The sequence below is a fragment of the Helicobacter pullorum NCTC 12824 genome, assembly GCF_017979475.1.
Classification (GTDB): Bacteria; Campylobacterota; Campylobacteria; order Campylobacterales; family Helicobacteraceae; genus Helicobacter_D; species Helicobacter_D pullorum.
Genome location: NZ_JAERIT010000002.1, coordinates 49,571 through 62,422 on the forward strand (window position 1 = coordinate 49,571; position 12,852 = coordinate 62,422).

Sequence of the window (12,852 nt, forward strand, 5' to 3'; positions counted from 1 at the left end):
AAATGCGAAGGAAGTATAACACTCTCCAAAAATAAAAGAATTGACATAAATCAATATATATTTTTAGATACTTTGCCCAATATCGTATTTAAGGACATTTGTAAAATTTTAAAGATAATAAAAAGTTATAATAAAAAAGAAAAAAGAGAAGAAGAAATAGATTGCTCTATTTAATCATAAAACGCCTTAGAGCATCTTCTACTTCAATAGGATTAGACTTTGAGATAAACTCATCTGCATTCAAAGAGCGCGCCATATCTTCATTGCTGCTTCCACTCATAGAAGAATTCACCACCACTGGTATTTTAGCAGTTAGCGGATTTGATTTGATTTGTTTAATCACTTCAAATCCACTTGCTTCTGGCATTTCCAAATCCGTAATCACAATTCCAATCTTTGAAATATCGGTATCTTCTGCAAAAATATAATCTAGCAATTTTTGCCCATTGACAAATGTGCGATAATTTACCCCTAATTTATTAAGAATATTCTGCATAGTTTTAATTACACTTGGAGAATCATCTGCCAATAAAACTTCATTGTTAGTAACAATTTGCTTAATTTTATCGATTTCTTCATTTTTCTCATCTTCAATCCATGGGAAAACATCTACAAGCATTTTTTCAATATCAACCACTTGCACCAAACGCCCATCAAAATAACGCGTTCTACTTACCAATTTGCTATTTAAACCAGAATTACCAATACCCGCGCTCTGCTCAATCTCCGTCCATTTTTTATTTAAGATTCTATCTGCTTCATAAATCCTAACACCCACAGTCCATTTAGAAAATTCACAAATCATGATTACTTCATCTTCACCGGGATTTCTTTTAATCCCATAAGGTTCAAGATCTTTTGTTTTGTCTCTTGAATCATAATAAAACCACTTCTTTAAATCAATGAGCGGAATTGTTAATTCTCTAATTGTAATTAACCCCTCTACCAAAGAGCTTCCCTCATGTGAAACAATAGTAATCTCTCCGCGATATTTAACTACTTCGCGTATTTTAAAAACATTCACCGCATACAAATCTTTATCTTTTTCCAGCCTAAAACAAAGCAATTGCAATTCATTATTTCTATGTAAATTGGTTATTTGGTCAACATTGGACAAATTTGACATTTTGGAGCCTTAAATTAAAATTTATCTAAATTATAACATACTTTTTAGAATAATAAAATTAGATGTTTTTATAATAATCCCTAAAAGATTCACTTTTTTCCATCAATTCTTGTTGTGTCCCTCCAGCCACTATCTTGCCATTTTGAAAAAAATAAATCTTACTAGCTAATGAGACAGTAGAAAATCTATGTGCAATAATAATAACAATTCTATCTTTTATAACCTCCTTTAAAGCATCTCTAAATTCCTCTTCAGTTTTATTATCAAGCGCACTTGTGGCTTCATCTAAAATCAAAATTTCTGGATTCTTATACAAAGCTCTTGCAATAGCAATTCTCTGCCTCTGCCCTCCACTCAAATTTGCTCCAAATTCCTCCAAAATCGTATGGATACCATCAGGCAAAGATTCTACATACTCCAATATTCTTGCTCTATGAAGAGATTCTTTGATTCTTTTTTCATCTATCTCACTTCCATAAGCAATATTTCTTGCGATACTATCATTAAAAATAAAAATCCTCTGCGTAACAATTGCAACCTTAGCTCTCAAACTCTCTTGCGTGAAATCTTTAATATTTTGACCATTAATCTCAACACTTCCCCTATTTGGCTCATAAAGCCTCAATAGCAAATTCACAAGAGAGCTTTTTCCACCTCCACTACTCCCTACTAATGCAATACTCTCACCTTTATTAATTTGCATATTTATTTGACTAAGAGCTTGTTTATCTCCATAAAACAAATCCACATCTTTAAAAACAATCTTTTTAACTTCTTGTGTTAATCTAATCTCCCCATCATTGATTTTTGCCTTTCTATCAAGCATTTCAAAGATTCTATCTCCTGCGGCAAAAGCGATTTGAATCTTTGCATAAAGACTGCTTACCTTCTTAAAAGGAGTATAAAGCATAAAAAGAGCTGTCACAAAAGAAAAAAAGGCGCCCGTTGTAATCTCTCCATCAATCACTTTATGCCCACCAATAATAATCACAACTGCAATAGCAATAGCACCTAGAGTTTCCATAAGCGGAGAGGTTAGCTCAGAAACACGCACTGTTTTCATAGACAATCTAAATAATTCTTTATTTTGTCGAGAAAACTCATCTTTTTCCATTTTTTCACCACTACTTGCTTTAATAAGCTCAATATTATTAAAAATTTCAATCAATTTTGAAGAAAGATCTGCACCCTTTTCTTGCATTTTCTTAGAAGCTTTACGCATTTTCCTAGCAATTAAACTAATAGGATATAAAGCTAGTGGCATTACAATAAGTCCATAGAAGGCTAATTCTGGACTTTGATAAATCACCACACCAACAAGCCCAACAATTGTCAATCCCTCGCGAATCCCTTCAATAAAATAATTAGAAACTGCCCCCTGCACTGCTCCAATATCCCCAGTGATTCTAGAAATCAATTCTCCATTACGATAACGATTAAAAAACTCCATCTCAAAAGTCAATATTTTATTTAATAAAATATCCTTTAAACGCCTCACAATATCTTGACCGACAAAATTCATATAATAAGTTTGAATATACGCTCCAAGCCCTTTTGAGAAATAAGCCAACACCACCAAAAAAGGCAATATTTGCAACATCGCAACATCTTTTTTAATAAAAATATCATCTAACACAGGCTTCACCAAATAAGCACTAGCACTACTTGCACCCGCTACCAAAATAGTACCAATGATTGCATAAAAAAAATAAAGCTTATATTCCCGAATATAAGGATAAAATCTTTTAAAAAATTCTTTCATTAGAAAATGATTCCTTCTTGAATATTGCTTGAGCTATTTTCAAGAGGAGATTTGTCGGTATAATAAAATGTCTCCCCTTTGATAATTTTACTGTGCACGCCTTGAGGAATATTAAATTTCCTCTGCATTCCCGGATCTATCGTCAAAATTTTTTCAAAAAAATATGAAAAAGCTGATGCTGGAGCTATCCCGCCTGATTCTCCACTACCCATTGGAGTGTTATCATCTTTGCCATACCACACTATTGCCTCTATGCTCGGAGAAAACCCGCAAAACCAAGCATCAACATTTTCATTAGTTGTTCCTGTTTTGCCTGCCAATTCAATTCCATTTACCTTAGCTCTTCTCCCACTTCCATTTTGCACAACACCTCTCATCATATCTACCAACAAAAAACTTTGTTGTGGTTGTGCTAAATCCTTAGATTGAGTGTCAAAATAAGTAATATTACCTTGATTATCAACCATTCTATCAAACAATCGTGGTTCTATTACTTTGCCATAATTTGAAAAGATCATAAAATTTTTAGCCATTTCCAAAGGAGAAGCACCAAAACTCCCCAAAGAAATTGTTAAATCTTTTGGCATATTGCTAAATCCATATCCCAAAAGCCCTTGATAGATTCTATCAAAACCAACTTCCTCAACCAAATTAATTGTTGCAAGATTCAAAGAACGCCTCAAAGCCTCTTTGAGTGTTACAAATCCATTAATTATGGGCGTATAATTTTTGGGTTGCCATTTTTTTTCTTCACCTTCAACCTTATACTCGTATGTCCGCGTAACATCTGGAATCTCATAATTTTGCCCAAGCCCAGAATTAATCGCACTCAAATACAAAAATGGCTTGACGCTACTTCCAATTTGCCTTTTACTTTGTGTAGCTCGATTAAAATTACTCTTTTTATAATCCACTCCCCCTACTAATGCAAGAATATTCCCTGTATGATTTTCCAAAACCACAAAAGCACCATTAAGTTTTGCCTGCATATCTTCATCATTTTTATGGCGCGATAAAATCTGTTCATACCCAAAATACAAAGATTCTTGCGCCATCTCTTGATAGTCTAAATCAATATTTAAATAGATTTTATAACCACCAGTTTTTAAATCTTCAATATTCTTTAATTGTCTTTGCACCTCATCTACCACATAGGGAGAAACATTTTGCGTGAGTGTCTCATCATAAACTTTTGGAGTTTCTGCTACACCTTCTTGTAATTGTTCTTTGGTAATCCACCCTAATTCCTCCATTCTTTGCAATACATTATTTGCCCTTGCTAAAGAAAAATCATAATTTTTTGTAGGATCATAGAAGCTTGGTGCTCTAGGCAAAGAAACAAGCATAGCAATTTCTTTAAGAGTTAATTCTTGCATATCTTTTTTAAAATAGCCTTGAGAGGCTGTTTTTATCCCATAAAAACCATGACCAAAATAAGTATGATTCAAATAACGCTCTAAAATCTCTTCTTTGCTCAAGATTGTTTCTAATTGTAATGCCAAAAGTGCTTCTTTTAATTTCCGCTCAATAGTCTTATCTCTAGTTAATGCGACATTTTTAATCAATTGTTGAGTGATTGTGCTACCACCCTCCACATAACTTGCATTTTTGATATTTTTCAACATTGCACGCATAATGGCATCTAAATTTACACCGGGATGCTCAAAAAACAAAGTATCCTCAATTGCTAACAATGCTTCAATAATACGCGGTGGAATCTCATTAAATTTTGCATAAAAGCGGAATTCTTTATCAAACAAATTTGCAATTAGTCGCTCTTTTCTATCAAAAATCTGCGTTGTCAATGGGGGATTATAATGCACGATTTTATCAGTATCATCGTGTATCTCTAAATATAATTGAGAGATTAAAATAATAATCGCCAAAACAAAAACAACACATACAGCAAAAAAGATTCTTAAAGCAACTTTCATAAATAGCCTGAATAAAAAAATAAATGCAAAAATTTTAACATATAAATATTAAAGGAAAGTTTGCATTATATATTTACCCTATTTCCAAATAATTATCTTTAAGATGATTTTTGAATTTTATAACCCAATCTTGAATGATTCTTAATCAGTTCATAATAAGTTTTACGACGAATGTTATTGATATGCATACGCAAAGAATCCATTGTCATTGAATTATTTTTCCAAATCTTTCTGCGAAATTCCTCATAAGTAATAGGATAACCATCTGCTTTGATAAGAAGTTCTAATATCTGACTTTCCCTATCAGTAAGTTCAAAAATAGCATAGCCCTTTACGATAACTTTATCGCGTTTTCTATAAAAAACTCCCCTCCCTAAATCAACCATATGTTCTTTATGGAGCTGCTTATTAATGCTCAAAAGCAAAACAAATAATTCTTCTAAATCGACTTCTTTTTTGATTAATGAAACTGCATTTAATGCTATCATTTGAGAAATCTTTTCATCATCACTATAGGCTGTCATAAAAATCACAGGAACATTTGGATTAATCCGGCGAATAGATTTCACCATAGAAAGCCCATCAGTTTTACTTCCCAAATTAATATCAGTAATAACAATATCTACTGCATTATTTTTAAAGAACTTTAATCCCTCATCTCCATCTTTGGCTGCCAATATCTTGCGACATCTTCTCTCCAAAGCAACTTTCAGCGATTCTAACGCAACTTCATCATCCTCTACAATTAAAATTGTAAGATTGCCCAATGGCTCTAACAAATCTGGCGACATTGTTTCTTCCTTAAACTACGAACTAAATATATTTTTTATAATCAAGAGTGTCTAGGAATTATAATAAAAGAGCCTTTAAAATTCACTTTAATTTTTACAAGAATTACAATTTTTTCCAAAAATTTTCATAAATTCACAATATAGACAACTCACACTTCTTTTTGTGCAAATCACAGGAATATCTTTTTTCTTTGCTTCATTTTTAAATTTTTTCATTGTATTGTGATTTAAAAAATTAGTAAGCATAACCAAACAAGCAATATTTTTTGGAATACCACGATGATTTACACTCTCTCTTCTTGCGTCCCAATGGGTAACCTCTTCACAACCAAGATTCTTCAAAACTGCTTCAATAGGAGTAATCTCATCTCCCCCAATAACTAAAACAGACATATTATCCTCCATAAATAAATGAAATATTTTAAATGATTTTATAATCAAAATGATAATTAATATTAACTTAATATAATATAAAAATAATTCTCATTTTATTTTTGCTTTAATTATCATATTCTGCTATAATCCTTACAATCTAAAGGATAGATTCCTAACTACCCATAACAAAGGATATGACTATTATGAAAAAATACAAAGAATCTCTCAAAACCATTTTGGATAGATTGCATCTCTCTATCAAAAAAAACAACCTCAAAAATTCTAAGCAAAGAGAATATATTTTAAAGGCAATTTATGAGGATGGAGGTCATCTAAGCCCAGAAGATATTTTTGTATCTATCAAAAAAACCTGTAAAAATGCCAGCATATCTTCTATTTATAGAATCTTATCGTTCTTAGAAAAAGAAGGTTTTGTAAAATCTCTTGAAATTGACAAAAGCGGCAAACGTTATGAAATTGCCAGTGGATTGCACCATGACCATATCATTTGCGTAGAATGTGGTAAAATCGAAGAATTTTGCAATGAAGAGATTGAAAAATTGCAAGTAGAGGTTACACATTCTTACAAAGCAAAGCTTGTAGGACACGATATGCTTTTGTATGTTGTCTGTGAATCTTGCCTTGCAAAAACAAAATAAAATTAGAGTTTCCTTTCTCTAATTTCCTTTACAATATCTACTTCCCAAAAGAAATCTACCCAATCCCCTGTTTCACGCAAAAAATAATCCGGCTTAAAAGTCGCTGTTGGTTTATAAAAAATAGAAGCTGTTTTAAAATCAATATTAGAATTAATTTCTTGCAAAATATTTTTTACTTTTGCCATACTTGTCCCACTATCGACAATCTCATCAACTATCAACACTCTTTGATTTCCATTTAATTCTGGGACATTAGAAATGCGAATTTCTTGCTGAACTTTGTTAAAAAATGATGATGCATTAATGCTATATACCATTCTCAAATCCAAAGCAATTCCCAAAAAATGTGCCATTGTCAATCCACCTCTTGAAATAGCGACAATTCCATCTGGATTGAAATCAATTTTTAAAACCAATTCTTTAATATCTTCTTTGAAAGTTTCATAACTATAATATTGCATATTATCTCCCTTTTGTTTGATAGACTTTTATTTCATTATATAAACTATCCCGCTCTACTGGGATAAAACCAGCATCACAAATCTGTGCTACCAACTCATCTTTTGAGATTCCATTGGCACTTTTACTGCCTGATGCACTCTGAATTGCCTCTTTTTGAATTGTTCCATCTATATCATCTGCACCAAACTCTTGTGCAACCATAGCAAGATTCAAGCCCAAAGTCGCCCAATATGCCTTAATATGCGGAATATTAGAAAGCAAGATTCGACTAATTGCAATGGTTTTTAGAATCTCTTGCCCACTAGGAAAATTCTCAACTTTCAAAAAATTATTTTCCTTTTGATATACCAATGGAATAAAGGCGTTAAATCCTCCGCTTTTTTCTTGCTGTTCATATAATCTTAACAAATGCTCAATCCTATGTTCTCTACTTTCAATATGCCCAAAAAGCATTGTTGCATTAGATTTTTTACCCAAAGAATGCCAATACCCATGAATCTCTAGCCAACGCTTAGAATCCACTTTGCCCTTACAAATATATTCCCTTATTTTTTCATTAAAAATCTCCGCCCCTCCACCGGGCATTGAATCTACCCCATTTTGTGCCATAAGTTCTAATACTTCTTGATAAGGTTTATTAGAGATTTTAGAAAGAAAATTCACTTCTGCTGCTGTGAGCGCCTTTAATGAAACTTGAGGATACCTTGCTTTAAGCTCCCTAAAAAGTTCCAAATACCATTGCAAATCTAGCTTAGGATTGTGTGCCCCTACAATGTGAATCTCCAAAGCACCCATTTCCACTGCTTTTTGTGCTTGAATTAATGCTTCCTCTTGAGTGAAAGTATAAGGATTAGGATTTTTTCTATGTGCAGAAAAGCCACAAAATTTACAAATATCCGCACACTCATTAGTGGGATTTAAATGGCGATTTGAGTTGAAAAAAACCTTCTTTCCAAAATATCTTTGTCGAATCTCATCTGCCATCTTGCCAAGAGTGAAAATATCCAACTCATAAAGCTTTATAGCTTCATTAGGATTTAAAATATCATTCATATCTATTTCATTTTTACTCATCAAAAGCCTTATAAATATCATTGATAGTTTGTTACATATTATAAAAAATAAAAGCTTAATTATACACAAAGTTTTTATATATCAAAGACTTTATAATTCTGATAACTTTTACCATATTTAACAAAAGTTTTTGCAATTTTAAAGCATTTTTTATATCTTTTTAAATAGAATATAAACCCCCAAAAAATTATAAAATATTCAATTTGAAAGGAAAATAATTATGAAAACAACCTATGGAGAAGAGGTTTTCCTCAAGGATGATACTCTAATAACCTCCAAAACTGATTTAAAAGGCAAAATTACTTATGGTAATAATGATTTTATTAAATATGGAGAATATACAGAGAGTGAGTTTCTCAACAAACCTCACAATCTCATAAGACATTCCAAAATGCCACGCACTGCCTTTAAACTACTATGGGATACTTTAGCCAACAAAAATGAATTTTTTGCTTTTGTGTGCAATCTTTCAAAAACAGGAAAAACTTACTGGGTATTTGCTAATATCACTCCCTCTTATGATGAAAATGGAAAAGTGGTAGGTTATTATTCTGTGCGAAGACGCCCAAGCAAAGAAGGTGTAGAAACCATTCAATCAATCTATGCCAAACTTTTAGAAATTGAAAAATCACAAGGCGTCGATAAAGGGGTTCAATTTGTTCAAAACCTCCTTAAAGAAAACAACACTACTTGGGATGAATTTATTATCAATCTTCAAAACAAAGGAAAAACAGGGGGATATCGATGAAAAAGCTATTATCGCTAGGAATAGCAATAAGTCTATTAGGCTTAGTTCTTGAAGCCATACTTTATGGGCTATCTTTTAATCTAATTACTTTTATTGCACTTATTTTATTGTTAGGCTTTAGCCTTCTAAAATTTTCCAAACGCGAAGCACTTTTGCAAAAATCTATTAAAATTTCTAATCTTTATAGTAAAGGAAAATTTGAAGCAAGAATCCTACAAATACAGGGAGATGAAGATTTATGCACTCTTGCAAATAATATCAACAATCTTGCTGATAATCTTGAAGCTTTTATGCGTGAAATTTCAACTGCGATTCGTTGCTCACAAGAAGGCAAATACTACCGCTTAGCATTTCCACAAGGATTGAATCCTGCTTTTAGCAATAATATTGAAAGCATCAATAAAGCATTAATCAAAATAGAGGAAAATGCCAAAAATAATCTTTCTAATTTTTTAGCAAAATCTCTTATGGATATGAGTTTGGGTAGCCAAAATGAGAATCTTACAAAAATTTCTTTGGATTTAGACAAAGATATTCAAAATATGAATACCGTAGATGAAAATATCACTAGCATCACAAATTCTGCTAAGAATTCTCAAAAAGATGTTTCTTCCATTACACAATCCATTGATGAGCTTGTAGAAATCATCAATGATAACTCTATTACCATTGAAAGTTTTGCACAAAAATCCAAAGATATTGATTCGGTAGTAGAGATAATTAGCGATATTGCTAATCAAACCAATTTATTAGCCCTCAATGCAAGCATTGAAGCAGCTAGGGCTGGAGAGCATGGGAGAGGCTTTGCTGTTGTTGCAGATGAAGTCAGACAACTTGCAGAAAAAACGCACAAAGCTACCAATGATATTTCCATTGTCGTGCAAACAATGCAACAAGAAATTTCAAGCATTCAAGATAATTTCAAAAGAGTTTCAGAATTCGCAAGCTCTACACATACAAGCATTATGCATTTTAATTCTATCTTTAGCTATATGGAACAAACCACCAATACACTCAAAGATGTTTTTGAAAACTTATCCAACAAATTCCTCTTAAGCGTTTCTAAGCTAGAACATATCGTTTATAAATCCAATCTATACTTGAGTTTCAACCTCAAGCAACAAACTTGCGATTTTAATAAAATCAACCCAATCTCCAAATATTTTGACAACAAAGAAAAAATACAAAATATCAATTCTTTAGATATCAACTCTCTAAACACTCTAAAAGATAAGTTCTTGAAAAATACAAATGACGCTTTAGTGGAGCTCAAAAAACCTCTTACCAAAGAAAGTGTGGATACCATTATTGATACTTTCCACACTATTGAAGAGGATTCTAAAAATGTCATTAAACTTTTAGATAACTAAACTTGTCTATCTTTATGGAGCATTCCTGCTTCATAAAGAAAAATCGAACCTTCATAAGAAATATTTTTCATCACATCTTTTTTTGCATAGCTCAAATATAAATTTTCTTTTGCCCTTGTAACTGCTACATAAAAAAGCCTTCTTTCTTCTTCCAAACTTCCACCTTGATTCATTAATTTTTTATTTGGAAATCTTCCTTCCATTAAATCCACAATATACACTTCACTAAATTCCAACCCCTTACTTGCATGGATACTTAGCAAATTCACCCCCTCACCTTCACTCATCTCACTTGAACCCAAAATCATTGCATTCAAAAATCTACCAATATCTTGATAATGGCTAGCCAAATCTCTCAACAAAGAAATTTTTCTCTCTATTCTCTCTAATGATTCTTGATATTTTTCTTGATTAATCCCACCTTCTTTGGTAATTGCCCTTTCTTTAGCCAACTTTTGAGCAACCATTTTGAAAATAGGAAATTCCCTTGCTTTTGAAATCAAATAATAAGGTTTATCGCTCACTCCAAAACTGCTAAAAAATTCATAGAGTGCATTTAAAAACTCTGCCCCTTCTTTAGTAAGTTTTGAATGGCTCAAAACAGGATTATCCCTAAAGTTACTATCAAGATAACTAAACCTTGCAACATTTCCCATTGCAAAAAAATCATCAAATAGCCCAAGTTGCGTATTTTGAATCTTTTTTTTATAAGGCTCTTTAATTTCTTTATTTGGTTTTAAAATCCCACTTACAGGATTCCCATCTCCCAATACTAGCAAAGCCTCATAAATATCTTTTGCCATTGCATTCCCCACACCCTTAATATGGCTTAAAACATGGATAAAAGACATCATATCTTTGGGATTATAAAGCAATGAACAAAGATTAAGCATATACACCACTTCTTTAGAATCAAAAAAACTTATACCCCCTTTCCTACGCGTAGGAATCCCGATTTCTCTCAAACTTGCTTCAATTCCATCTGCACTAGAATTGTTTCTAAAAATTACTGCTACTTCTTTATAGGGGCGATTAGAGAGTTTAATTTTGTTAGCAATGCCTTGGTATTGCAAAAATAACTCATCATACACAAGCAATGTTGGCATTCCAAAATTTTGCGTTTTAACCACTTCTAAAGTTTTGGGATAGATTCTAGGATTCTTTTCAATCACTCGATTGGCAAGATTTAAAATAGGTTCGGTTGAACGATAATTTTTTGTCAAACTATAAATATTTCCATTAGGGTATCTCTCTTTGAAACTTCCAATAATGCTTATATCAGCACCATTAAAAGCATAAATGCTCTGATCATAATCCCCTACACAAAAAATAGAAGGAGGATTTAAAGCCTGCAAAATAGAATCTTGTAGCGGATTAGTATCTTGGTATTCATCTACCAAAATTTCTTTAAAAAAGAGTTTGTCTTTTAAAATTTCCTCTTTATAAAAAATTAGCAAATCATTATAATCTGCATAGTGATATTCTTTTTTAAGATTTCTAAATTCCTCCCAAACATCCAAATAAATCTCTACATACTGCATTTGTTCTGCATTTCTTTTTTCAAGCCAGCTAGAAAAATCCTCATTGATAGTTGCATTTTGATAGAGAGAGAAGAGATCATACAAATAATTTGCTCCATAAGGGGGAGTTTGGGATACATTCAAAAACACTCGTCTATCATACAGGCTTTTAAAAAGCACTTTAAGTTCTCTTGGTTGCTTTAAGATAATAGAATTTTTGGATTTTAAGTATCGGTATGCAACCGCATGAAAAGTTCCTGCTTCAATTTGTTTAACAATTTTGGAATCAAAACGCAACTCCAAGCGAGCAAGCATTTCTTGAGCGGCTTTGTTGGTAAATGTGAGCAGTAAAATCTCATTTGGAGTAATCCCGCTTTCTAATAAATGCGAGATTCTCCCTACAATTGTAGAAGTCTTCCCAGTGCCTGCTGATGCAATTACAAGATTGTAACCACTGGGAGCCAAAGAAGCTTCCCTTTGCTGTATATTAAGCTTAGAAAGAGGCAATCAGATTATTCTTTAATATAATCTTTAATAGATTCAGCGACGCCAAATCTCGGATAATCTTTTGCATTTAAAATCACTTGAGCTAGAGTATGATTATCACAATTTAAAATAATCGGCGCTAAAAAATTAATGCGAATTTCTGTTTGCTTTTCTCTCACAAACACACAAAAAACTTTCACATTTGAATCTGCTTTGATATCCAACAATGCTTGAATATTAGCAGGCACATCAAAAGAATATTCTCTTACTTTATAAGGATTAATCAAAAGCAATTCTGCATCATTCCCAATCATAGATAAAAATGCTAATGCCCCATTATCCACTTCTGCAAATTCAACCTCATTAACCTCTTCAAATCCTAAAATCGGAGATTTAACAACAAATTTTTCACCTTTCATAACAAACTCCTTTTTAAAAATAAGTTATTTTATAATTCTACCAAACATTTTTCTTTCTAAACCTTAGAAAATCAAATCCCTAAAATTTAAATTTTTTGGTAAAATTCAAAACTTAATATTTTAGCT

At 32.1% G+C, this 12,852-nt stretch carries 12 protein-coding genes; 3 read left to right on the forward strand and 9 right to left on the reverse strand.

Features of this window, described 5'->3' with window-relative positions; all coding sequences use genetic code 11:
- Positions 1 to 166 precede the first annotated feature (166 nt).
- The 5 genes from JJQ98_RS01710 to JJQ98_RS01730 all read right to left on the reverse strand — a co-directional run bounded on the left by JJQ98_RS01710 (position 167) and on the right by JJQ98_RS01730 (position 6,006).
- Positions 167 to 1,126, reverse strand: a complete 960-nt coding sequence (locus JJQ98_RS01710; protein WP_005020807.1) for a chemotaxis protein — start codon at positions 1,124 to 1,126, stop codon at positions 167 to 169.
- Between the two features lie 58 nt (positions 1,127 to 1,184).
- Positions 1,185 to 2,888 (reverse strand): ABC transporter ATP-binding protein, encoded by a 1,704-nt coding sequence (locus JJQ98_RS01715; protein ID WP_151104660.1) that lies wholly within the window; start codon positions 2,886 to 2,888, stop codon positions 1,185 to 1,187.
- Positions 2,888 to 4,822: a transglycosylase domain-containing protein gene (locus JJQ98_RS01720; RefSeq protein ID WP_060661064.1), complete on the reverse strand. Its 1,935-nt coding sequence runs from the start codon at positions 4,820 to 4,822 to the stop codon at positions 2,888 to 2,890. Before JJQ98_RS01720 ends, JJQ98_RS01715 begins: the two co-directional genes overlap by 1 nt.
- 98 nt (positions 4,823 to 4,920) lie before the next feature.
- The gene (locus JJQ98_RS01725; protein WP_005020802.1) at positions 4,921 to 5,613 is read right to left on the reverse strand and encodes a response regulator transcription factor; all 693 of its coding nucleotides are present in this window, start codon (positions 5,611 to 5,613) and stop codon (positions 4,921 to 4,923) included.
- 87 nt (positions 5,614 to 5,700) lie between these two features.
- The gene (locus JJQ98_RS01730) at positions 5,701 to 6,006 is read right to left on the reverse strand and encodes a DUF2325 domain-containing protein (RefSeq protein ID WP_040499564.1); all 306 of its coding nucleotides are present in this window, start codon (positions 6,004 to 6,006) and stop codon (positions 5,701 to 5,703) included.
- A 185-nt stretch (positions 6,007 to 6,191) separates the two neighbouring features.
- Here JJQ98_RS01730 and fur point away from each other — a divergent pair, with 185 nt between their 5' ends.
- Complete coding sequence (gene fur / locus JJQ98_RS01735) at positions 6,192 to 6,647, forward strand: ferric iron uptake transcriptional regulator (RefSeq protein ID WP_005020800.1); 456 nt, start codon at positions 6,192 to 6,194, stop codon at positions 6,645 to 6,647.
- 2 nt (positions 6,648 to 6,649) lie between these two features.
- Here fur and JJQ98_RS01740 read toward each other — a convergent pair whose 3' ends face one another.
- Together JJQ98_RS01740 and mqnE are read right to left on the reverse strand one after the other, a co-directional pair.
- Positions 6,650 to 7,108: a phosphoribosyltransferase gene (locus JJQ98_RS01740; protein ID WP_054194811.1), complete on the reverse strand. Its 459-nt coding sequence runs from the start codon at positions 7,106 to 7,108 to the stop codon at positions 6,650 to 6,652.
- Position 7,109: 1 nt separating this feature from the next.
- Positions 7,110 to 8,183: an aminofutalosine synthase MqnE gene (mqnE, locus tag JJQ98_RS01745; protein WP_060661063.1), complete on the reverse strand. Its 1,074-nt coding sequence runs from the start codon at positions 8,181 to 8,183 to the stop codon at positions 7,110 to 7,112.
- A gap of 220 nt (positions 8,184 to 8,403) precedes the next feature.
- Between mqnE and JJQ98_RS01750 the strand changes: the two genes are divergently transcribed.
- Together JJQ98_RS01750 and JJQ98_RS01755 are read left to right on the forward strand one after the other, a co-directional pair.
- Positions 8,404 to 8,931: a PAS domain-containing protein gene (locus JJQ98_RS01750; RefSeq protein WP_151104661.1), complete on the forward strand. Its 528-nt coding sequence runs from the start codon at positions 8,404 to 8,406 to the stop codon at positions 8,929 to 8,931.
- Complete coding sequence (locus tag JJQ98_RS01755) at positions 8,928 to 10,301, forward strand: methyl-accepting chemotaxis protein (protein WP_065826830.1); 1,374 nt, start codon at positions 8,928 to 8,930, stop codon at positions 10,299 to 10,301. The genes JJQ98_RS01750 and JJQ98_RS01755 overlap by 4 nt, the downstream gene beginning before the upstream one ends.
- Here the strand turns inward: JJQ98_RS01755 and JJQ98_RS01760 are convergent.
- Together JJQ98_RS01760 and fliW are read right to left on the reverse strand one after the other, a co-directional pair.
- Positions 10,298 to 12,328 carry an ATP-dependent helicase gene (locus JJQ98_RS01760; protein ID WP_060661060.1) on the reverse strand — a complete coding sequence of 677 codons (2,031 nt, stop codon included), beginning with the start codon at positions 12,326 to 12,328 and terminating at the stop codon, positions 10,298 to 10,300. The genes JJQ98_RS01755 and JJQ98_RS01760 overlap by 4 nt on opposite strands.
- 5 nt (positions 12,329 to 12,333) lie before the next feature.
- A complete protein-coding gene (fliW, locus tag JJQ98_RS01765; RefSeq protein WP_054194807.1) occupies positions 12,334 to 12,726 on the reverse strand; it encodes a flagellar assembly protein FliW in 393 nt (130 codons plus the stop codon).
- Between the last annotated feature and the right edge of the window lie 126 nt (positions 12,727 to 12,852).

What these genes read in the sequence shown, in the direction of transcription:
- JJQ98_RS01710 (WP_005020807.1), bottom strand. Translation starts at nt 1,126, where the DNA reads ATGTCAAATTTGTCCAATGTTGACCAAATAACCAATTTACATAGAAAT.
- JJQ98_RS01715 (WP_151104660.1), bottom strand. Translation starts at nt 2,888, where the DNA reads ATGAAAGAATTTTTTAAAAGATTTTATCCTTATATTCGGGAATATAAG.
- JJQ98_RS01720 (WP_060661064.1), bottom strand. Translation starts at nt 4,822, where the DNA reads ATGAAAGTTGCTTTAAGAATCTTTTTTGCTGTATGTGTTGTTTTTGTT.
- JJQ98_RS01725 (WP_005020802.1), bottom strand. Translation starts at nt 5,613, where the DNA reads ATGTCGCCAGATTTGTTAGAGCCATTGGGCAATCTTACAATTTTAATT.
- JJQ98_RS01730 (WP_040499564.1), bottom strand. Translation starts at nt 6,006, where the DNA reads ATGTCTGTTTTAGTTATTGGGGGAGATGAGATTACTCCTATTGAAGCA.
- fur (WP_005020800.1), top strand. Translation starts at nt 6,192, where the DNA reads ATGAAAAAATACAAAGAATCTCTCAAAACCATTTTGGATAGATTGCAT.
- JJQ98_RS01740 (WP_054194811.1), bottom strand. Translation starts at nt 7,108, where the DNA reads ATGCAATATTATAGTTATGAAACTTTCAAAGAAGATATTAAAGAATTG.
- mqnE (WP_060661063.1), bottom strand. Translation starts at nt 8,183, where the DNA reads ATGAGTAAAAATGAAATAGATATGAATGATATTTTAAATCCTAATGAA.
- JJQ98_RS01750 (WP_151104661.1), top strand. Translation starts at nt 8,404, where the DNA reads ATGAAAACAACCTATGGAGAAGAGGTTTTCCTCAAGGATGATACTCTA.
- JJQ98_RS01755 (WP_065826830.1), top strand. Translation starts at nt 8,928, where the DNA reads ATGAAAAAGCTATTATCGCTAGGAATAGCAATAAGTCTATTAGGCTTA.
- fliW (WP_054194807.1), bottom strand. Translation starts at nt 12,726, where the DNA reads ATGAAAGGTGAAAAATTTGTTGTTAAATCTCCGATTTTAGGATTTGAA.